This is a genomic window from Bacillus sp. SDLI1 (assembly GCF_001553895.1).
GTDB lineage: Bacteria > Bacillota > Bacilli > Bacillales > Bacillaceae > Bacillus > Bacillus siamensis.
Genome location: NZ_CP013950.1, coordinates 921,393 through 941,288, shown reverse-complemented (window position 1 = coordinate 941,288; position 19,896 = coordinate 921,393). Strand labels below are relative to the sequence as shown.

The following is a 19,896-nucleotide window of genomic DNA, read 5'->3' as shown; positions in this document are numbered from 1 at the left end:
AAGGTGGTACCACGGAAAGCCCATTTCGTCCTTATTTTTCAGGACGGAATGGGCTTTTTTTATTGAAGAAAGCCGGTTTGGATTGATTGCCACGGAGGAGAAACGATGAAAAAGCAAAGAATTGTTGTGAAAATCGGGAGCAGCTCGCTCACCAACAGTAACGGAAGCATTGATGAAACCAAAATCAAAGAGCATACGGAAGCCATTTCATTATTAAAAGAAGACGGGCATGAAGTCATTCTCATTACCTCAGGCGCTGTGGCCGCGGGTTTTTCCGCTCTCGGCTATCCGTCGCGCCCCGTTACGATAAAAGGAAAGCAGGCGGCTGCCGCGGTCGGCCAGACGCTTTTAATGCAGCAATACATGGACCATTTAAAAAGATATGGTCTGACGCCGGCGCAAATTTTATTAACAAGAAATGATTTCTCAAAAAGAGAGCGGTACAGAAATGCGTACGCTACGGTAATGGAGCTGCTGGAGCGGGGAGTCGTGCCGATTATCAATGAAAATGATTCCACATCTGTCGAAGAGCTGACGTTCGGTGATAACGACATGCTGTCGGCGCTTGTGAGCGGTTTGATTCATGCAGACCAATTAATGATTCTCACAGACATTAACGGCCTGTACGATGCCAATCCGAATGAAAACCCGGACGCAAAGCGGTTTGACTATCTGAATGACATCACACCTGAATTGCTCGGGTATGCCGGATCAACAGGCTCAAAGGTCGGCACCGGCGGCATGAAGTCAAAACTTCTCGCCGCCCAGACCGCATTGTCGCTTGGAGTGAAGGTGTTTATCGGAACCGGCTCCGGACGGGAAAAACTGAGGGTGATTTTAGACGGAAAAGGTGACGGCACATATATCGGCGATAAAGAGCTGTCCTCAGTGAATAACACACGGCAATGGATCATGTTTCATTCTCCGATATCAGGAGAAATCATCATTGATGGGGGAGCGGAGCAGGCGATGATCCATAACGGGTCAAGTCTGCTCCCGGCCGGTGTCGCCGATGTCTGCGGCAGTTTTCCGAAAGGGGCTGTGGTGGAAGTCAGAGGGCCCGCCGGCATCATCGGAAAAGGCCAGACGCAGTACTCATCCGATGAGATTTTAGAAGCTAAAGGGAAGCGGAGCGATCAGCTTCCGGACACGAAGCAGGTGGAAGTGATTCACAGAGATGATTGGGTGAATTTATTTGACGAGGGGGAAAACAAATGAGTGAAGTATTGCAAAAAGCAGCCTTGGCAAAAGCAGCCGCTGCCGAAATGGTCATGAAAACGACGGCTGAAAAAAACGAAGCGCTCCAATGTATCGCAGACGGACTCAGAAATGAACGCCGGCTGATTTTAACAGAGAATCAGAAAGATATTGAAGCAGGACAGAAAAGAGGATTGACACCTGACATTATTGACAGGCTGACTCTTGATGAAAAACGCCTGCTCGATATCGCGGACGCTGTGGAACTGTTAATCGGTCTTGAAGATCCCGTCGGTGAGTCGTTGGAGACCATTCAAAAAGAGAATGGATTATCCATTGAAAAAATCCGCGTGCCCCTCGGAGTAGTGGGCATGATCTATGAGGCCAGACCGAACGTTACCGTAGACGCGGCCACACTCTGCCTGAAAACCGGAAACGCGGTTGTGCTCAGAGGAAGTTCTTCCGCCGTCCACAGCAACATAGCGCTTGTCAGTGTGATGAAACGCGCACTTGGGCTGTCAAAGCTTCCGATTGATGCCGTTCAGCTCATAGAAGATACAAGCAAAGAAACCGCCAAACAGCTCTTTACATTAAATGACGGGCTGGATGTATTGATCCCGCGCGGCGGCAAAAATTTAATTGATCTTGTGGTCAGGGAATCCACCGTACCCGTGTTAGAAACCGGAGCGGGAAACTGCCACGTGTACATAGATGAGTCCGCAGATCCAGATATGGCAAGCGAAGTCGTCATCAACGCCAAAACACAGCGTCCTTCCGTCTGCAACGCGATTGAATCTCTTTTGATTCATGAAAAATGGGCCGAAGAACACGGGCGAAAGCTGCTGAATCAGCTGACAGAAAAAGGGGTGGAGCTCCGAGGAGACCAGGTGATTTGCAGATTGGAACCTCAAGCGAAACAAGCAGAAGAAGCCGATTGGGGAGCGGAGTACCTGGCGCCGATTCTCAGTGTGAAAACGGTGCAGGACGTACAGGAGGCTGTCCGCCACATTCAGCAGTACGGCACAAACCATTCAGAAGCCATTCTGACGGAGAACGCCGAGCATGCGGCATACTTCCAGACGGCCGTAGACGCCGCTGCCGTGTATCATAATGCTTCAACCCGGTTTACAGACGGTTTTGAATTCGGATACGGGGCCGAAATCGGCATCAGCACGCAAAAGCTTCACGCGAGAGGGCCGATGGGGCTTCCGGCGTTAACATCTACAAAAATCATCATCAAAGGAAACGGACAAATTCGAGTATAGTCTCTTAAGCTTATCCTGAAAAAAGGGTAGGCTTTTTTTATACAGAAAGATTGACGATTCACTATATATTGTGTAAAATTTAATTGTACAAAATATAAAAGAGGTGAATTCACATGACAAAACCATTATTTACAGCAACAGTATCAGCCGCCGGCGGACGGGAGGGAAAAGTCACGTCTTCTGACGGTGTGCTGAATCTTGATGTTGCCATGCCGGGAACGCCAAGAGCGAAACGTCTCGAACACGCCACAAACCCTGAACAGCTGTTTGCTGCAGGGTACTCAGCCTGCTTTGACAGCGCCCTTCAGCTCGTAGCGAGAAAAGAGCGCCTGAGTATTGAAACAGAGGTCACTGCGCATGTCAGTCTGCTGAAAGATGAAGCAGATCAAGGATATAAACTCGGCGTTACGCTTGAGGTTAAAGCATCCGGCATTGAGAAACAGGAGCTGGAAGCACTTATCCAAAAAGCGCACGGTGTCTGCCCGTATTCAAAAGCGACGGCAGGAAATATAGAAGTAAAGCTTCTGGCAGCAGAATAAAAATAAGGATGCCCCGAATGGGCATCCTTATTTTACGCCGTGCAGCGTTTTCAAAACCTCATAAAGCGACTGCTTTACCTGCTTTAATTCCTCTTTTGACAGTCCTGTCTGTTCCAGCATGGCAATGGGAATATCCGCCGCCGTTTTCTGCATGGCCCATCCTTCATCTGTCAGCCTGATCGTCACGGAGCGCTCATCTTCAGGCGACCGCCTTCTTATAATGATTCCGCGCTGCTCCATCCGTTTCAGCATCGGTGTCAGCGTTCCTGAATCCAGGTGCAAAAGCTCACCCATCCGTTTTACATTCAGTTCTTCATGCTCCCATAATAAAAGAAGCGCCAAATATTGCGGATAGGTCACATTGAGCTTATCAAGCAGCGGCTTGTACCGTTTCGTCATTTCCCTTGAGCTTGCATACAGCAAAAAGCAAAGCTGATTCTCCAGTTTCATATGTTCAAATTCTTTTTCTGCCATAACTTCTTCACCAACTCTTTGTTTGTTAACGTTACCCCTATTGTAGCCGAAAAACGGCCCATTTCCTATTCTAATATGTTTAAAAATATGAGCATGGGTAATATAAACAATAAGTACAATGAGGAGGCTGATAATTATGGCATTATTTACTGCAAAAGCGACCGCAGTCGGCGGACGGTCAGGACATATTAAATCCGAAGACGGGGTGCTGGATTTTGACATCATCATGCCGAATGCAAAAAAAGACGGAGAAACGGGCACAAACCCTGAACAGCTTTTTGCGGCAGGATATGCTGCCTGCTTCGGGGGAGCGCTTGAGCTCGCTGCCAAAAAACAGAATATCGACATGACCTCTGAAATTGAAGGGCAGGTCAGCCTTTTAAAAGATGAGAGTGACGGGGGATACAAAATCGGCGTAACGCTCGTCATTGATACAAAAGACCTTGATAAAGAAACGGCGGAGAAGCTTGTACACGCCGCTCACGAGTTCTGTCCGTATTCAAAAGCGACAAGAGGAAATGTTGACGTAAAACTTGAACTCAAATAATTAAACGAACGAATATCCCGGATATAAAATCCGGGATATTTTATTAACGAAAACATCAGTAATGAACTCTTCTCCCCCGGAATAAGAATACGATATAGCACTTTTGCATAATGACACCAAGAGAAACGAGGGAGAAATCGATGTCTCTTCCAAATATCCCGAACATCACCCCCGACATTACACTCTCCAAATGTGAGACTTTGAACTTCCTTCTTTCATCTGTGGCTATGGAAGAAATCGGACTATCCCATATTCTGCAGGCGGAAGCAGATCGAATTCAAACGTTTCTCGGCGCTTCCTGTGATCCTTCTCTGGGGGAATTGTCAGCCATCAATCGAAGCACCGAACGGCTTCTGCGCACAGTCATGAAATCCCAGCTCCTTTTGCAGACGAAGCTTGAGGACATTATCTACTTACAGGATTCTGAAGCCTGCATGGATCCTGACGACCGAAGCAATCCGAGTGACCCGGACGATCCTGATGACCCGGATGACCCGTGGGATCCAGATGAACCCTGCGATGGTGATGATCCGGATGACCCGCGGGACCCAGATGAACCTTGGGATCGTGATGAGCCGGATGACCCGTGCGACAACCCAAGCGACTCATGTGATCCGCGCTTTCCGAATCCTCCGCCTGAAGATCCGTGCGACGGTCTGTTTTACGGCCGCATTGGCTGCTGTGAGTGCGAGGAGTGTGAGGAATGCGAATGGCGGAGGAAAGGCGGGGAGCGTTCAAAAGGAAGAGATGGGTGAAGCATATGCCGTATCAAAGCCTCTCAAAAGCGAAACAGACATCTTTTGAAGCGATGCATTGTCTCACAATTGCGCTGTTACATATATTAGCTGTGACCGTTGATAAAAGAAAGGATTCAAATTACAAAGAAGAAATCAGGCTGTTCTCCGCATTGTGCCGCTGGCAGGCGGAAACAGGCGGGCGGCTGTTTTTAATGATCAGCATGGAAAGAGAGCAGAAGCGAATGTATGAGCGGCACTTTCATGAAATGAAGACAGTGACGGAACGAACGAAAAAATTCATTTCTGAAAGCCCGCCAGAATTCCGGACGCATCCCATTACGCAACGGGCGGTCAGGCAGCTTCGGGAATGGGATCCGGAATCATCTGCCGAACCTGCTGTCAGATGGGGGCGGCCTGTCTTCGTAACGATGAACGGCACACCTGAAAAGCCTTGGTTCAATCAACAACTCCAAAAGCGGGAAAGGTGAGAACATGAGCGGAAATGCTGAATGTAAACTGACGCTTTGCATGATTGTAAAAAACGAGGAGAGATATATCTCCCGGTGTTTATCAAGTGTACAAGATATTGCGGACGAGATCGTCATTGTAGACACCGGATCACAAGATAATACAAAAGATATCTGCAAAAGTTTTCAGGCCAGAGTGTTTGATTTAGAATGGGAGAATGATTTCGCCAAGGCGAGAAATTACGGCCTGCAGCATGCAAAAGGGGATTGGATTTTAATGCTTGACGCGGATGAAGAGCTCGATCAAGAGAGCGGCCGCTTTATCACTTCGCTGCTTCATGATGAATTACCGAGCCGGGGACTTTTAAAAATCATCAATTACACGGGGAAGCAGCTGGATGAAAATGAAGCGTTTGAAAGCATGCAGCCGAGACTGTTCCGTAATCATGAAGGCCTTCTGTATCAAGGCAGAATACACGAAAATATCACCTCTTCCAATGAGGAAGAAAACAATGCTTTTTTTACGCTTCCTTGTGTGATTCATCACTACGGTTATTTGGAGCAGGAAGAAAAGATCAAACAAAAACATAAACGGAATATCAGCATTTTAAATGAAGAGCTTTCAGAGGAAAATCCGGATCCGTGGCTTATTTATCATTTGGCAAGCGAATGCTATAGAATAAAAGACTATGAAAAAGCATTACATCTTGTCAACGGCTCAATTTTTCAATTTTTAAGTGAAAAAAGAATGCCTCCGTCTCTCTTGTATCATTTAAAATATACAATATTGCTTGAACTGAAACGGTATGAAGAAGCGGAGCAAGGGATTGACAAGGTGCTCAGGCTTTATCCTGATTACTGCAATCTTCATTATTATAAGGGCCTTATATTATATCATTTGGAAAAGTACAGAGCGGCGATCAAAGCATTTGAAAACGGAACGAAGATTGAAGAAGAAAATGCTGGCCACTTACATTTAAAAGGTGCCGGCGATTTCAGAGCTTTTTATCATATGGCGAAATGCCATGCTGCATTAAACCATGATATGACGGCCGTCGCTTACGCCAAAAAATCCGTGAAATTTAATCCTCAATTTAAACCTGCACAAGAACTTCTGACACAATTAAAAAAGGATCAGCGGACAAACGCCTGATCCTTTTTTGTTCCGTTAACATAATCGAATAATGTTCAACGCCGCACCGGCACTTCCTCCAAGCAATGCCGCCTCACCTAATAATCCGAACAGCTGAAGCTGGATGGTGCTGCCTGCTGTCAAATTCACAATGAAGGAGTTGGTGAAGTTTGCCAATGACACGGCAGGTGCAATAATTGAACTTGCAGGCGGGGCGCCGTTAATCAGGATCCGTGAACTTACAAGCAGGCCGGCTGCTAAATTAATCTGGTAGGAGATATAGTACCGCCCTGCCGGCGCAACGGTAAACATAGTATTAGCAGCATTAGCCGTAATATCTGCGGAAAGGTTTTGATCATTCGGCAAGGAAATGGCTGTGCCGCCGATAACAACAGCGACAACACCGCCGCCCGTATTACTTGCAAATCCGGAAGTCGCCGTTAAACTTGTTCCGGTAACACCCGCAGCGCCGGTGGCTCCAGTGATACCAGTGGGTCCAGTCAGTCCGGTGGCTCCGGCAGCACCAGTGCTGCCTGTGGGCCCGGTCGGCCCCGTCGTTCCAGCAGGCCCGATTGCCCCAGTCGGCCCCGCCAGTGCAGAGATATTTGAGATACTGTCCAATTTTGAACCGAGAAGAAGCTCCTGTTTCATTAAACTGTCAAGCGTATGACGGACGCTCTCATTCAAGTTCAAAATATCCGCAAGACTTGACGGCGGCCCTGTTAATCCGGGAATCGTTCCGAGCGCATATTGGATTTTTTCTCCTTCCGCATTCAGAATATGTGCCATTCCCAGCTCTTCCATAGCAATTGATGAAAGAAGAAGGTCAATGGTATCGTCTCTGAAATGGGTCACGACAGGGGTGATGTTAGGTAAATTAGGCTGTGACACAATGTCCCTCCTTATGAGTTGACAGAAAATGTCTTCATTACGTATAAAGTCCCCGAAAAAAAGCGTAAAGCAGTACTGTATCAATATATTCACTTGTGCTGTCCATTTTTCTGAAAGAATGACCTTAATGAATCAATTGCGTTCACGAAAAATAAACCTGCGTTGTAAGCAGGTTATTCTGGATTAATATACTTTTTTGCGGGCGGAAGTTTTCCAGACGTCAAAGGGCGCGGTATGATCGGAGAAGCTGAGATGATAAAAAGGAATTGATCTCTCCGTCCGCTGTTTCTTGATTTCATCATATATGAAGGTGTCATCAAAGCCTGCGTCAGAAGCATCTGAGTGGCTGGATGCGTAATATACCGCTTTTGGCCTCGCCCAATAAATGGCGCCTAAACACATAGGGCAGGGTTCACAGCTTGTGTAAATCACACAATCATCAAGCTGATATGTTTGAAGCGTCCGGCACGCATTCCGGATCGCTGTTACTTCAGCATGGGCTGTCGGATCGTTGCTGGAGGTCACATTGTTCCGCCCTTCGGCGATAATGACGCCGTTTTTAACGATGACGCAGCCAAAAGGCCCTCCGCCTTCATCTACGCTCTCAACTGCCAGCGTGACCGCCCTCTTTAAAAATGAAATATGCTGATTCATCTCAAATCCCCCTCGGTTGATCGATTACTTTAACTATAGCGGAAGATACATCTTAAAACATTGGCAAATCGGTCAAAATAACAGCCGGAAATGGGATCATATATATAAAGAAAGCTTTGTCTATATATCTTGTGCATGTCCTGCAAAAACTCTCTTTTTCATTTCCAGTTTTCTGTATAAAAGGGCAAGAAGCATAGAGGGGATCGTACAAACAATCATTCCGATAAAGGCGTACCGGGGTTCAATTTCATATAAAAAACCTCCGAAAATAGTAAATACCGCAGTGCTCCAGCTGAGCGCAAGCGCTGAATATATGCCTTGGGCTTTCGGGACTTGCGCAGGGGAAATATGTTTAATTAAATATTTCATAAATGCATAGTGTCCCATCGCGAATGAACAGGCATGCAGCGTCTGCGCGAGGCAGAAAATGATGACATGCGGAAAGGCAAATACGAGTATCCAGCGTACGGTTGCACCAAGCGCAGCCAAAGCGAGCAAAGCACCAGCCGTAAATTGATGAAAACATCGGTCAGCGATTGCGAAGAAAATGATCTCCGCAATGACGGCGATGTTGATGATGATTCCGATTGCATATGCGGGTGCATGGATTTCCTGCAAAAAGAGATAACCGTAATTGTAGTAAGACGCATGTGCCGCCTGCAGCAAGATAACGATTGCGAGCACCAGACCGAAATGTTTGATGCGGAATAAGGCAAGCATGCCCTCTTTTTTTGTACAATCTGTTTTCGGCCGTTTTGAAAGAACAGCGGGCGCATGCATAAAGCTGAGGCATACGAATATCAGAGTGCCCAAAAGCAGTGCCCATAAAATCACTTGATCTCCAAATATACCTGTAAAGACGGACAGGATGACGCCGGCTGAAACAAATCCGGCGGACCCCCATTGCCGGCTGGTTCCGTAATCTCTTAATTCATTATGCTGTACCAAAACGCCGCAAGCGCTGTCCAAAGCAGGCATCAAAGCCGGATAAAACACATGCAGCCCTAATGTGACAAGAAGCAGGCTTTGAAAAGAGTCAGCCGGAATATAACATAAAAGCGCAAGAAGCGTACCGATTCTGGCTCCGTTCAATATGGCTCTGCTGCTGAATTTTCCGGATAAATAAGGAAAGAAAAGCAATGTGGAAATTCCTCTTGCCGCCAGACCTAAGCTCATAATGAAACTGGCTTCGGATACGGAAACCCCTTTTATATGAACCATCCATCCCGTCCAATAGGGCAGAAAAATCCCCCATGTCATAAAAAAGCTAAAAAAATGCAGACTCATCCAGCGATATGCGTTCATTCCCGTTCCTCCTTTTCATTGGCATGTTATCATGTAAAACGTAAAGATAATATGAGATATCTCATATATTTCGGGGTGGACGATGGAAATTTATAAAGGTGAGAAAAAACGGCATCAGATAGAAAAACACTCAATCGCGCATTTATTTTCTTTTCCCGCTGAAGAGTATATGGAAGTGCGGGAATATCAGCGGGATGAATGGATGATTCAAGAGGGCATGAGGCCGGACTTCCTGTTTTACGTGATTGAAGGAAAAGCGAAAATATATGTAACCCATCAAAACGGAAAAGTATCGTTAATTAATTTTATCAACAAAAATGATTACATCGGAGAGATGGAACTATTACATGAAGTATATTACACAAAAGGCATTCAGGCCTCAGCGAAGACTGTTTGTTTCGCTCTGCCGATTTGCCGCTGCCGCGCGCAATTGCTGCAGGATGCGAATTTTCTGCGTGAATTGGCTAAGTTTTTAAGTGATAAGGCAACGCTTATGGCTTCAAAGTATTCACAAAGTCTGGCGTTCCCGGTTGAAAATCGGCTTGCTGATTTTATTTTGCAGACGGCGTATGAAGGATTTTAAAGAGAAGCACGTAACGGTTTGTGATTATTTAGGTGTATCTTACCGTCATCTCTTGCATGTGCTGACGCAATTCTGCCAAAAAGGGTATTTGCAGAAAGAAGGGCGGGGCTATCAAATTAAGCAGCATGATTCACTGAGTGAACTTGCAGAGGCGCTGAAGAATAAGTAACATGCTCAAAAAAACAGCCATCCGCACATTAGGGATGGCTGTTTTCATTATACAAGCTGAGCTTGTTTTTTTCGCGCCTGTTTCGCAGCGTCGACCATATTTTTTAATGCCGCAACGGTTTCTTCCTGCTGTCTTGTTTTCAGCCCGCAGTCCGGGTTTACCCAGAAGCGGTCTGTCGGACACACTTCAAGCGCATCATCGATAATTTGATAGATTTCTTCAGTAGCCGGCACGCGCGGGCTGTGAATGTCGTATACACCGAGTCCGAGGCCTTTCACGTAAGGATGATCTTTCAGATATTCTAAAAATCCTCCGTGGCTTCGGCTGTGTTCGATTGTGATGACATCAGCGTCAAGGTCATTGATCGTATCGACAATATCTTCAAAGTTGCTGTAACACATATGCGTATGAATCTGCGTCTCATTTTTCACAGAAGACGTCGTTAATCGGAAAGCTTCTGCGGCCCAAGTTAAATATTCATCCCAATCCTGCGTTTTTAACGGCAGTCCTTCACGGAGCGCGGGTTCATCCACTTGGATAATCTGAATACCGGCATCTTCCAGCGCTTTTACTTCTTTTCTGAGGGCAAGCCCGATCTGGAAGGCGATTTCTTTTCTTGAAATATCCACGCGCGGGAATGACCAGTTTAAAATGGTGACAGGTCCCGTCAGCATGCCTTTCATGTGCTTTTCTGTCAGCGATTGGGCGTAGACCGTATCTTTTACCGTCATCGGTTCGATAAATTCGACATCTCCGAAAATGACAGGCGGACGTACGCAGCGTGAACCGTAAGACTGCACCCATGCATATTTCGTAAAGGCGAACCCGGCCAGTTTTTCACCGAAGTATTCGACCATGTCCGTCCGTTCAAATTCTCCGTGAACGAGCACGTCTAAGCCGATTTCTTCCTGAATGTCAACCCAGCGCTTCGTTTCCGCATTAATAAACGCTTGATACTGTTCATCCGTCCAATCTTTTTTCCGCCATTTTTGCCGTGCGCTCCGCACTTCTGCAGATTGAGGGAAGCTTCCGATCGTCGTCGTCGGCAGAAGGGGAAGACCGAGTGATTCATTTTGCAGCGCCAATCGTTCTTCAAAGCTTGCAGGGCGGGAGAAATCTTTTTCTGTCAGCTGATTCAATTCTTCTTTTTGAGCTGAGTTCGCTCCTGTTGCGAATGCTTTCAAAGCTTTAAGTGCCGCTTTTGACTCTTCGATCTGCTCACTGACGGCCGCTTTGCCGGACAGAAGCCCTTCTTTTAAGACGCCGAGTTCCGCCAGTTTTTCTTTAGCGTATGACAGGCCGTTCAGCAAATCCTTTTCAAGATGCTCGTCAGGGTGTTTCGCCACCGGCACGTGCAGAAGGCTGCTTGAAGGCTGAATCCATAACTCCTCAACATCAGCGTGGCTGAGGATATCCAAAGCCGCATCAAGGCGTTCTTCAACATCGATTTTCCAAATGTTTCGGCCGTCGATCACACCGGCTGCCAGCACTTTATCTTTCGGGAAGCCGTGCTTTTTCAATTGCTCAAGGTTTCTGCCTTTATCATGCACGAAATCAAGCCCGATTCCCTGTACAGGATACGAAACGAGTTCTTCATATGCATCAACCGAATCGAAGTATGTCTGCAGGAGGACATTCAGCCCTGAAAGCTCTTTTGTAATAGATTCATAGAGTTCTTTTGCGGCGCGGACATCTTCAGCAGAGGCTGTCACAAGGGCAGGCTCATCAAGCTGAACCCATTTGACGCCTTCTGCTTCAAGCTCTTTCAGCAGCTGTACATAAAGAGGAACAAGGCGCTTTTGAATCGCTTTCGCCTCTGATTCTTCGTATCCTTTCGCAAGTGTGACGAATGTATACGGACCGACAATGACAGGTTTCGTTTCCGCTCCGAATTCTTCTTTGATCCGGCGGTAGTCGTCAAGCTGTTTGTTTCTCGTCAGACGGAATTCAATGCTTTCGTCATATTCAGGAACGATGTAATGGTAGTTGGTGTTGAACCATTTTGTCATTTCACTGGAAACGGCGTCTTTAACACCGCGGGCAATCGCGAAATATGTATCAACAGGATCCGTGATGCTGCGGAATCTTTCCGGAATCCAGTTAAAGCTGACGGCTGTATCAAGCACATGGTCATAATGAGTAAAATCAGAGACCGGCACGATATCGATATTTTGGTCAAGCTGTGTTTTGACAGCTGATAAGAATAAACCGTCAAGCTCTTTAAGAAACGTTTCTTTATCAGTGTTTCCTTTCCAATAAGCCTCAAGCGCTTTTTTCCATTCTCTGTTCAAGCCGATTCTCGGAAAACCGAGATTTGAAGTTTTGATTGTAGTCATTAAGTCTCCTCCTTTAAGTGAGATGTAACAAAAAAGCCTCTTTCTCATGAGAGAAAGAGGCTTTAACATCAAAATGTAAGCCTCTCTTATCTCTCAGATCACGTCTGATGGAATTAGCACCGTGCCTTAGGAGACAATCGTCTCGGCGCAAAAATCACGCGCCCCATTTCACAATGGAATTACGGTCGGTTGCTGTTGGGGTCAAAAGGCCAATCCCTCGCCCAACTCTCGATAAGAGAAAATATTTCAATTTTTTTGAAAAGTTACATCATTTGTTGGTTATCTTATCAGCTTATTCAGATCACTGTCAATAGAAAATCTCACATTTTAAAAATTGGTGATGTTGACAAGCGGATCAATCATTATATGAGAAAAATATCAGAAAGACAGCAGCTGTGCCTGTTCGGCTCTTTCCATGAGCACATCAGGTGCGTCTAAATACAGAAACCCGTTCCCGGCCAATGTTTTGGCGATGCCCAAAGGAAGAGTACGCCGCACAAGCTGGGCATAAATTTCGGCTTCAGAAAGCGTCCGCTGAAACGAGTCCTGTTCAAGCCCTTTTATTAAGGCCAGCGCTCCGCTCACATGCGGGGCGGCCATTGAAGTGCCCGTCAGCTTCCCGTATTTATGGTTGGGAAGGGTGGAGAGAATGTTTTCTCCGGGCGCCACGAGGTCGATTTCTTTATTTGCGTTTGAAAATTCTGACGATTTACGGGCGATTGAGACTGATCCGACGGCGATCACTTCATTGTAAGCGGCCGGATACGACAGTTCTTCTGTCCGCTCGTCTCCGTCACCTTCATTTCCTGCTGCGCAAACGACCAGTACACCGCTTTTTACCGCATTTGTGACGGCTTCTTTCAGTTCAGGCACATCGTTCGGGCCGCCGAGTGACATGGAAATAATGTCCGCCTTTTGTTCAACGGCGTAGTTGATGCCGTTAATGATCCATTCGTATTTGCCGCTGCCGTTTTGACCGCCGAGAACTTTAACGATTAAAAGGCTCGCTTCCGGCGCAACACCTGAAATTCCGCCGTTTGAATCATTGGCGGCAATCGTTCCGGAAACATGTGTCCCGTGGCCGTTGTAATCGGAAATCGCGTCTTCTTTGCCTTCGTCATCATCGGTGAAGTTTTTTCCGCCGATAACCCGGTCTTTCAAATCAGGATGATTAATGTCGCAGCCTGTATCAAGCACCGCGATTTTAATATCCTTTCCTTTAAACCCTTTTGCCCACAATTCTGGCGCCTTAATCACTTTAATACCCTCAGGAAGCTCGTTCACATCCATGATCTGCTCATCCGTGACATAAGGAATCAACCGCATTTCACCATTCATAAAAAAGCCCTCCTTTTTTATGCTTGCGAGTGGATTCAAGGGTGTTGCTACTATTTTATGGCAGATTATGCCGTTCAGAAAGAGTCATTTGAAGCATTTTCATAAAAAAGGCGCAATCTATTGCACTAAATAATTTCAAATAATTGGATGGTTCAACGGCTTTTATTTTGATTCGGCATCAGCTGACGCTATAATTGGAAATGGGAAAGGAGAAGAGGTATGAAGATAAATGAAGCATTGTACGACTATTTTTCCGAACGGGTGGATCAAATTGCGAAAGAATGGATTGAAACGATGGAAGATTCGGATCCGAATTCGATTTACTCTTTGACAAATCCCGTCATCATAGAAGAGCTGATGGAGCAAGATAAAGAATTTTACCGGCATATTAATAAAATGTATATCATGCCGGAAAAAGAATTTTTAGAAGAGTTCGAGCGATGGGTGATTGAGCTTGCGAAAGACCAGAAGCATCTGGATACCCCGGTCCAGTATGTGGTCCGTGAATTCATGAGAAACCGGAGATTGTACATCAGTTATTATGATGCGTTTGCCGATAAACATGAATCTTCGTTTGCCGAGGGAGAAAGGAAGAGATGGGAGAATTTAATCGTTCAAGTATTTGATTTTACGATTTACACATTTGTCGATCACGCCGAATATAATTCGAAAATGCAGCTGAATGCACAAAGAGAAATGATTTTAGAATTAAGCTCGCCGGTTATTACGCTGAGCAATCGGACGGGGCTTCTGCCGCTTGTCGGCGATATTGACACGGAGCGCGCCAAATTCATTCTTGAAAATACGCTGAGTACATGTGCAAACCGGCTGATTGAGCATCTGTTAATCGACTTGTCGGGTGTAGTAGTTGTCGATACAATGGTGGCGCACCAGATTTTTAAATTAATTGAGGCGCTGAACCTGATCGGCGTTTCGTCCACTTTATCCGGGATCAGACCGGAAATGGCCCAAACCGCCGTACAGCTCGGCATTAATTTCTCGGATATTACGATTAAATCCAACCTCGCCCAGGCTCTCAATTATCATCAGTAACATACATATAAAGACAGGCTGCCGAATCACTCCGGCGGCCTGTTTTTATACAAACAACAGTGAAATGAGACAGCTTGCGCCGAATAAAAGGAGCACGAGCATGAAAAAGAACCAGTCGGCGCGGCGCACAGTAACCGTTCTGTAAAACGTGCGGTTTCGGCTCCCTGTAAAACCTTTAGATTCCATTGCGATCGCTGTGCGTTCCGCCTTTCTGATGGCGCCTGCCAAAAGCGGGATGGTAAAGCGCCTGAAGGCAAAGAGCTTTCCTTTCAGCCCGGAATCAGACGCCGCGCCTCTGATTCTGTGCGCCTGTCTGATAATCAGGATTTCATCTTTCAGAAGAGGAAGAAACCGGAACCCGGCGATCACGCCGTAAGCAAGCTTCGGCGGGAGCTTACATTGCTGAATCAGACTGAGCATAAACAGAATCGGATCGGTTGTGAAAAGAAACATCATCGACAAAGCGGAAAAACATAAAATACGAAACGCGATAGAAATCCCGAGCGCCGCATTATCACTGTTGACGGCAATCGGTCCGAGCTTAAACAGCAGATTGCTTTCGGTTGTCGGGACGTTTCCGAATACGGCGGCTGTCCATAAAGATCCGAAGGCAAGAATGACAAACGGAACCGTAAACAGCAGCCATTTTTTCAGCGGCACATGTCCCGCCAAGAGGACGCCTCCGGCAATGATAATATAAAACAAAGCAGGCGTGTACGGGTTATAAATAAACGACAGCATAACAACGCATAACAAAACAGCCGCCGCCTTAATCGACGGGTTAACAGCCTCCAGCCGCAGGTTCATTTCTCCGCCTCCTGTCGTGTTTCATCCATTCATACCGCAGGGGCAAAGCTAAATGCGCCCGCTCCGCGATTCCGATATGATCAGAAAACAATGAGTCGGGCGTTCCGCGGTACACAAGCTTCGTGCCGCAGAGCACAAGGATCGTATCGGCATAATCTGAGACGAGCTCCATATCATGTGTCACCATTAAAACAGCCGTTCCTTCCTTTTGGATCTCCTGAAGCATCAGCATGCACTCACGCGCCGTTTTTGCGTCCTGCCCGAAAGTCGGTTCATCAAGCAGCAAAACTTTCACCTGATGCATAAGCATCGTCGCGACGCTGAGCCTGCGTTTTTGTCCTTGGCTTAAAGAGAACGGATGCTGTGAGGCATAGCGTCTCAGGCCGAACCGGGTTAAGAGCTGAAGAGCTTTCTCCTTTGCGGCTTTACCGTCTTCAAAGCCGAACAGCAGCTCTTGAATGACGGAATCTGTGACAAACTGGTGTTCAGGATTTTGGAAAACATACCCTATCAGCCGCCGAAGCTCTTTTTCCGAATAGGAATCTACTGGTCTGCCGTCTATTTTGATGTCGCCGCTCACAGGGCGGATGAGTTTGGCCGCGGCGGACAGGAGCGTGGATTTTCCGGTTCCGTTAGGGCCGGCAATCGCGGTGATTGACCCTTTTTTTACGGAAAAGCTCACGTCCTGAAAAATGGTGTCTGTTCCTCTTATGAATGACAGCCCGTGAACACTCAGCGCGTCCTCTGTCGAAAGCGCGGCGGGCCAGGGGCCGGGAAAGGGCGGTACAGGTTCCTGAAACAGTCTTTCTTTGCACAATGTAAAAGGGATGCTGACTTGCTTCTGCAATGAGATCACCTGCGGAATCGGAATGCCGAGCTGTGTCAGCTCTTCAAGTTTTGTTTCAAAGATCGCGCCCGTCTCTCCGTCCATCACTTTCTGACCCGTTCCGTCAAGGACAATCGTCCTGTCCATCCACGGCGTCCAATGATCAAGCTGATGCTCGATAACGAGAAGTCCGAAGCCTTTTTCGGCCTGCAGTTCTTTGATCAGCCGCACCAATTCACGCACGGAATATGGATCAAGCTGTGCCGTCGGTTCGTCTAAAATAATGAGTTCCGGCTCCATCGCAATGATACAGGCGAGCGCGACCTTTTGTTTTGAACCGCCTGACAGCGAGGCGATCGTCCGTGTTTTCAGATGAGTGATTTCTAATTTTTCCAAAACATCCTCAATAATTGAGTCCATCTCTTCTTTTGTATATTGCAAATTTTCCAGACCGAAGGCTATTTCATCTTCAACCGTCAGCATGCAAAACTGCTGATCCGGATCTTGAAACACGACGCCGATAGATCGGGCGGCGGGTTCTGACAGCTCCGAAAGAGGTGTTCCGTATAAGGAAACGGTTCCCGTTTGAACCGCATCGCAGGCTTCCGGGTACAGACCGTTCAAACAAAGTGCAAGCGAGCTTTTGCCGCATCCGCTCGGCCCGAGCAATAAAACCCGTTCTCCTTTGCGGAGCTGAAATGACACGTCTTGAAAAACCGGCTTCTCATCTTGCTCATAAGAAAAGGTAAGACGGCGGGCCGATAGAAGGGGTTCAGATGCCTGCATCTTGGTTCACCTGTTTCTTCTTCTTGAATTCTTTTCCGAGCGCCATGCCGTTCAGCACCCCTGTGTAAGCCAGCGCATCACTGATTGCTTTGCCGAGAAGGCCGGCAAGAAGCGCACCTGAGACCAGGCGGATGAGAAGCATGACGGCTAATAAACCCGGATTCAAAACAGAGTATCCGGAAATGAACAAGTCATAAATGAAGCTCGCAACAGAAGACCCCATACCGGATAAAAGGAGCACGGGCAGGGTATACACCCGCCAGCGTGTCGCAAAAAAGACCGCTTCCGCACCGATTCCCTGCGCGATGCCGATCAGAATCACCATCGGCCCTGACGGATTTCCGAGTAAACACTCCACAAACGCGGCGATGATTTCAGAAACAAGCGCCGCTCCCGGTTTTTGAATAATGTAGGCGGCAATCACCGAGACGATAAACCAAATACCGTAAATCGGTTCGTAGCTCATCCGGCCGAAAAACCCTGCCGCTATATTGCTTGCATGAGTTGATAATAAATAAACGACAGCAAATACAACACTGATGACGGACATGACGACAATTTCTCTCATTTTCCAATTTTTCATTGTGATCTCCTGCTTTCTTATCGGATAGTCGTATGTATGAAAGAGTTGATTTTACGAAAGACGATTGATCGTAAGTTTCATATTGCGGTGTCCTCCCCCGTTTTTTAATGAAAAATAAAAAACTGCATATCCGAGGGAATATGCAGCAGCAGAACGAAAACGCATGGAAAAAACCCTGCGCTCCGGTCAATCTGCACTTCCCCACGCTGGTATTATCCAGATCGGGTTATAAGGGATCAAAACACGCCTGCCGCATGTTTTATCTCAGCCGATAACAGCACCCCTAGTGCGTTTCCTATACAGTTTTTTATGATGACATCATCATAGTTGATCATATCTGATTTGTAAACAGCCTTTCTCTAAACAGAGTTTGGAATCGGACCGGAAGATCATTCATAAAGATAAGAAGAGCCCTTTTGATCAAAAGGAAACGGAGGACATCTATGTTTGTTCATACAGTGCAGTCTGGTGACTCGTTATTTTCCATCAGCAGAAAGTACGGATACCCTGTTGACAGCATCAGAAGCGTCAACGGGCTTGAGGAAACGAATATCGTTCCGGGGCAGGCGCTTTTGATCCCTCTTAATGAATATACGGTTCAGCCGAATGATACGTATGCCGTTATCGCAAGTAAGACTTATGTTCCGCAGATGCAGCTGATGCAGGCAAACCCGGATATTCCGCCGAACCGGCTGCGGCCGGGTTTAAAAGTGAGAATTCCGGATATCTCCAACTATTTGGCGGGAACCCTGCAATTTTACGTCATTCGGACACCTGAAGCGGACAGAGAGCTCATTAATGATTTTGCACCCTATTCATCGGCGATTTCTTTGTTTGAATATCATTTTGGCCCAAACGGAGATATCATGAATGATTTAAACGACAGAACCGCGATAGAAACCACATGGCAAAACAGAGTGCGGCCGCTTGCGGTCATCACGAATCTGACAGAAGGAGGGTTCAGCCCGGAATTAGCCCATCAAGTCCTGCAGAACCCGACGGCGAGAACGAATCTCGTCAATAATATCGTCTACCTGACCGTAAGAAAGGGATACGGCGGTGTAAATATTGATTTTGAACGGATCAGGGAAGCCGACCGGGACCTGTTTACAGGATTTCTCCGGCAGTTAAAAACCCGGCTCTCAGAGCACCAGCTCGCGCTAACGATATCGGTTCCGGCGAAAACAAATGAAGCGGTGCCGTGGCTGAGGGGATATGATTACGGGGGAATCGGAGCCGTCGTCGATTATATGTTCATCATGGCGTACGACTGGCACCACGCCGGCAGTGAGCCGGGACCCGTAGCGCCTTTGACGGAGGTCAGAGAAACCATCAATTTTGCCATCAGCAGAGTGCCGAGAAGAAAGGTGATTCTCGGTGTGCCGCTGTACGGATATGATTGGGTGATTCCGTACCGCCCCGGGACGATCGGATCGGCGATCTCCAATCAGCGCGCCATGGAAACCGCCATGAAATATCAATCAGTGATCCGCTACTCTCAGAGGGATCGTTCCCCTTACTTCCGGTATACGGATGAAAATGGAAGAACGCATGAAGTATGGTTCGAGGATGTGCGGAGCATGAGTGAAAAAATGGTTCTCGTGCGGGAATTCGGACTGCAGGCGATCGGCGCGTGGCAATTAACGCTCGGCTTCAAACCGGGTCCGTGGCTGTTGCGGAACTTTTTCACCATCCGAAAAATATAACCGCATTATCCCGCTTTTTCGGAGAGTTTTTCTTTCTTATGATAACGGATCTTCTTTTGGACAATCTAAAGTTGAAAAGGAGGTCTGTTCTGTGAAGAAAAGGGAAGAGCAGTATATCAACGAGGCTGAGTATGTACCGCACCCGACAAGAGAAGGGGAATACGCGCTCATGCTGCATGAATCCTATCATTTACTTTCAGAAGAGGATGAAAGCGATTTGCCGGAATAAGGGCTTTATGCCTTTATTCCGTTTATTTTATAGGCATATGCTGAAATAACAATTTAAAGGTTGACACATTCCTTTTTTTTCTGTAATCTCAGTGTGTCAATTCAAATAACAACTTCGTTAGGTGAGGCTCCTGTATGGAGATACGCTGCTGCCCAAAAATGTCCAAAGACGCCAATGGGTCAACAGGAATCATCGACATAAGGTGATTCTTAACGCAGCTGGATGATTGTCCTATGCCATACAGTGCTAAAGCTCTACGAATGAAGGCCCCG

19 protein-coding genes, 1 pseudogene, 3 riboswitches and 1 other annotated feature (1 of these 24 cut by a window edge) are annotated in these 19,896 nt (G+C 46.9%); of the genes and pseudogenes, 11 read left to right on the top strand and 9 right to left on the bottom strand.

The genetic code is table 11. The features are described from left to right. Positions 1-36, top strand: a binding site (T-box leader); it begins 178 nt to the left of the window's first position. Between the two features lie 69 nt (positions 37-105). The 3 genes from proB to AUL54_RS04060 all read left to right on the top strand — a co-directional run bounded on the left by proB (position 106) and on the right by AUL54_RS04060 (position 3,001). After that, a complete protein-coding gene (proB, locus tag AUL54_RS04070; RefSeq protein ID WP_060962980.1) occupies positions 106-1,218 on the top strand; it encodes a glutamate 5-kinase in 1,113 nt (370 codons plus the stop codon). After that, positions 1,215-2,462: a glutamate-5-semialdehyde dehydrogenase gene (locus tag AUL54_RS04065; protein ID WP_060962979.1), complete on the top strand. Its 1,248-nt coding sequence runs from the start codon at positions 1,215-1,217 to the stop codon at positions 2,460-2,462. The genes proB and AUL54_RS04065 overlap by 4 nt, the downstream gene beginning before the upstream one ends. Before the next feature lie 113 nt (positions 2,463-2,575). Beyond that, positions 2,576-3,001, top strand: a complete 426-nt coding sequence (locus AUL54_RS04060) for an organic hydroperoxide resistance protein (RefSeq protein WP_049628340.1) — start codon at positions 2,576-2,578, stop codon at positions 2,999-3,001. 27 nt (positions 3,002-3,028) lie between these two features. Here AUL54_RS04060 and AUL54_RS04055 read toward each other — a convergent pair whose 3' ends face one another. Then, a complete protein-coding gene (locus tag AUL54_RS04055) occupies positions 3,029-3,475 on the bottom strand; it encodes a MarR family winged helix-turn-helix transcriptional regulator (RefSeq protein ID WP_047475364.1) in 447 nt (148 codons plus the stop codon). A 136-nt stretch (positions 3,476-3,611) separates the two neighbouring features. Here AUL54_RS04055 and AUL54_RS04050 point away from each other — a divergent pair, with 136 nt between their 5' ends. The 4 genes from AUL54_RS04050 (at position 3,612) to AUL54_RS04035 (ending at position 6,379) form a co-directional block, all read left to right on the top strand. Further along, entirely contained in the window at positions 3,612-4,022 is a 411-nt protein-coding gene (locus AUL54_RS04050; protein ID WP_060962978.1) for an organic hydroperoxide resistance protein OhrB, read from the top strand. Between the two features lie 140 nt (positions 4,023-4,162). Next, positions 4,163-4,777 carry an alpha-helical endospore appendage domain-containing protein gene (locus tag AUL54_RS04045; RefSeq protein WP_060962977.1) on the top strand — a complete coding sequence of 205 codons (615 nt, stop codon included), beginning with the start codon at positions 4,163-4,165 and terminating at the stop codon, positions 4,775-4,777. Between the two features lie 5 nt (positions 4,778-4,782). Then, positions 4,783-5,247 (top strand): hypothetical protein, encoded by a 465-nt coding sequence (locus tag AUL54_RS04040; RefSeq protein WP_060965048.1) that lies wholly within the window; start codon positions 4,783-4,785, stop codon positions 5,245-5,247. A gap of 4 nt (positions 5,248-5,251) precedes the next feature. Beyond that, positions 5,252-6,379, top strand: a complete 1,128-nt coding sequence (locus tag AUL54_RS04035) for a glycosyltransferase family 2 protein (protein WP_060962976.1) — start codon at positions 5,252-5,254, stop codon at positions 6,377-6,379. A 15-nt stretch (positions 6,380-6,394) separates the two neighbouring features. Here the strand turns inward: AUL54_RS04035 and AUL54_RS04030 are convergent, their stop codons facing one another. From AUL54_RS04030 to AUL54_RS04020, 3 genes are all read right to left on the bottom strand, one after another. After that, complete coding sequence (locus AUL54_RS04030) at positions 6,395-7,249, bottom strand: BclA C-terminal domain-containing protein (RefSeq protein ID WP_060962975.1); 855 nt, start codon at positions 7,247-7,249, stop codon at positions 6,395-6,397. Positions 7,250-7,432: 183 nt separating this feature from the next. After that, entirely contained in the window at positions 7,433-7,903 is a 471-nt protein-coding gene (locus AUL54_RS04025) for a nucleoside deaminase (protein WP_060962974.1), read from the bottom strand. 120 nt (positions 7,904-8,023) lie between these two features. Further along, the gene (locus AUL54_RS04020) at positions 8,024-9,208 is read right to left on the bottom strand and encodes an MFS transporter (RefSeq protein ID WP_060962973.1); all 1,185 of its coding nucleotides are present in this window, start codon (positions 9,206-9,208) and stop codon (positions 8,024-8,026) included. A gap of 82 nt (positions 9,209-9,290) precedes the next feature. Here AUL54_RS04020 and yeiL point away from each other — a divergent pair. Then, positions 9,291-9,960 (top strand): annotated as a pseudogene (gene yeiL, locus AUL54_RS04015) (transcriptional regulator YeiL). A gap of 47 nt (positions 9,961-10,007) precedes the next feature. On the opposite strand, the gene metE reads toward yeiL, so the two are convergent. Together metE and AUL54_RS04005 are read right to left on the bottom strand one after the other, a co-directional pair. Beyond that, positions 10,008-12,296, bottom strand: coding sequence for a 5-methyltetrahydropteroyltriglutamate--homocysteine S-methyltransferase (gene metE, locus AUL54_RS04010; RefSeq protein WP_060962972.1), 2,289 nt, complete (start codon positions 12,294-12,296; stop codon positions 10,008-10,010). An 83-nt stretch (positions 12,297-12,379) separates the two neighbouring features. After that, positions 12,380-12,534, bottom strand: a riboswitch (SAM riboswitch). Between the two features lie 140 nt (positions 12,535-12,674). Further along, positions 12,675-13,634 (bottom strand): S8 family peptidase, encoded by a 960-nt coding sequence (locus AUL54_RS04005; protein WP_060962971.1) that lies wholly within the window; start codon positions 13,632-13,634, stop codon positions 12,675-12,677. A 219-nt stretch (positions 13,635-13,853) separates the two neighbouring features. Between AUL54_RS04005 and AUL54_RS04000 the strand changes: the two genes are divergently transcribed. Further along, positions 13,854-14,687, top strand: coding sequence for an STAS domain-containing protein (locus AUL54_RS04000; RefSeq protein WP_060962970.1), 834 nt, complete (start codon positions 13,854-13,856; stop codon positions 14,685-14,687). A gap of 45 nt (positions 14,688-14,732) precedes the next feature. Here AUL54_RS04000 and AUL54_RS03995 read toward each other — a convergent pair whose 3' ends face one another. From AUL54_RS03995 to AUL54_RS03985, 3 genes are read right to left on the bottom strand one after another with little or no spacing between them, the layout of a single operon-like run. Then, the gene (locus AUL54_RS03995; RefSeq protein ID WP_060962969.1) at positions 14,733-15,494 is read right to left on the bottom strand and encodes an HMP/thiamine ABC transporter permease ThiX; all 762 of its coding nucleotides are present in this window, start codon (positions 15,492-15,494) and stop codon (positions 14,733-14,735) included. Continuing rightward, the gene (locus AUL54_RS03990; RefSeq protein WP_060962968.1) at positions 15,469-17,106 is read right to left on the bottom strand and encodes an ABC transporter ATP-binding protein; all 1,638 of its coding nucleotides are present in this window, start codon (positions 17,104-17,106) and stop codon (positions 15,469-15,471) included. Before AUL54_RS03990 ends, AUL54_RS03995 begins: the two co-directional genes overlap by 26 nt. Next, complete coding sequence (locus tag AUL54_RS03985) at positions 17,093-17,689, bottom strand: ECF transporter S component (RefSeq protein WP_060962967.1); 597 nt, start codon at positions 17,687-17,689, stop codon at positions 17,093-17,095. The genes AUL54_RS03990 and AUL54_RS03985 overlap by 14 nt, the downstream gene beginning before the upstream one ends. Positions 17,690-17,870: 181 nt before the next feature. After that, positions 17,871-17,984: riboswitch (TPP riboswitch) on the bottom strand. Positions 17,985-18,132: 148 nt separating this feature from the next. Between AUL54_RS03985 and AUL54_RS03980 the strand changes: the two genes are divergently transcribed. After that, a complete protein-coding gene (locus AUL54_RS03980) occupies positions 18,133-19,395 on the top strand; it encodes a glycosyl hydrolase family 18 protein (protein WP_060962966.1) in 1,263 nt (420 codons plus the stop codon). Positions 19,396-19,486: 91 nt separating this feature from the next. Further along, on the top strand, positions 19,487-19,624 hold the full coding sequence (locus AUL54_RS21070; RefSeq protein WP_145930737.1) for a transcriptional regulator SplA domain-containing protein: 138 nt from the start codon (positions 19,487-19,489) through the stop codon (positions 19,622-19,624). A 106-nt stretch (positions 19,625-19,730) separates the two neighbouring features. Then, positions 19,731-19,896: riboswitch (M-box (ykoK) riboswitch) on the top strand.

What these genes read in the sequence shown, in the direction of transcription:
- proB (WP_060962980.1), top strand. Translation starts at nt 106, where the DNA reads ATGAAAAAGCAAAGAATTGTTGTGAAAATCGGGAGCAGCTCGCTCACC.
- AUL54_RS04065 (WP_060962979.1), top strand. Translation starts at nt 1,215, where the DNA reads ATGAGTGAAGTATTGCAAAAAGCAGCCTTGGCAAAAGCAGCCGCTGCC.
- AUL54_RS04060 (WP_049628340.1), top strand. Translation starts at nt 2,576, where the DNA reads ATGACAAAACCATTATTTACAGCAACAGTATCAGCCGCCGGCGGACGG.
- AUL54_RS04055 (WP_047475364.1), bottom strand. Translation starts at nt 3,475, where the DNA reads ATGGCAGAAAAAGAATTTGAACATATGAAACTGGAGAATCAGCTTTGC.
- AUL54_RS04050 (WP_060962978.1), top strand. Translation starts at nt 3,612, where the DNA reads ATGGCATTATTTACTGCAAAAGCGACCGCAGTCGGCGGACGGTCAGGA.
- AUL54_RS04045 (WP_060962977.1), top strand. Translation starts at nt 4,163, where the DNA reads ATGTCTCTTCCAAATATCCCGAACATCACCCCCGACATTACACTCTCC.
- AUL54_RS04040 (WP_060965048.1), top strand. Translation starts at nt 4,783, where the DNA reads ATGCCGTATCAAAGCCTCTCAAAAGCGAAACAGACATCTTTTGAAGCG.
- AUL54_RS04035 (WP_060962976.1), top strand. Translation starts at nt 5,252, where the DNA reads ATGAGCGGAAATGCTGAATGTAAACTGACGCTTTGCATGATTGTAAAA.
- AUL54_RS04025 (WP_060962974.1), bottom strand. Translation starts at nt 7,903, where the DNA reads ATGAATCAGCATATTTCATTTTTAAAGAGGGCGGTCACGCTGGCAGTT.
- AUL54_RS04020 (WP_060962973.1), bottom strand. Translation starts at nt 9,208, where the DNA reads ATGAACGCATATCGCTGGATGAGTCTGCATTTTTTTAGCTTTTTTATG.
- metE (WP_060962972.1), bottom strand. Translation starts at nt 12,296, where the DNA reads ATGACTACAATCAAAACTTCAAATCTCGGTTTTCCGAGAATCGGCTTG.
- AUL54_RS04005 (WP_060962971.1), bottom strand. Translation starts at nt 13,634, where the DNA reads ATGAATGGTGAAATGCGGTTGATTCCTTATGTCACGGATGAGCAGATC.
- AUL54_RS04000 (WP_060962970.1), top strand. Translation starts at nt 13,854, where the DNA reads ATGAAGATAAATGAAGCATTGTACGACTATTTTTCCGAACGGGTGGAT.
- AUL54_RS03995 (WP_060962969.1), bottom strand. Translation starts at nt 15,494, where the DNA reads ATGAACCTGCGGCTGGAGGCTGTTAACCCGTCGATTAAGGCGGCGGCT.
- AUL54_RS03990 (WP_060962968.1), bottom strand. Translation starts at nt 17,106, where the DNA reads ATGCAGGCATCTGAACCCCTTCTATCGGCCCGCCGTCTTACCTTTTCT.
- AUL54_RS03985 (WP_060962967.1), bottom strand. Translation starts at nt 17,689, where the DNA reads ATGAAAAATTGGAAAATGAGAGAAATTGTCGTCATGTCCGTCATCAGT.
- AUL54_RS03980 (WP_060962966.1), top strand. Translation starts at nt 18,133, where the DNA reads ATGTTTGTTCATACAGTGCAGTCTGGTGACTCGTTATTTTCCATCAGC.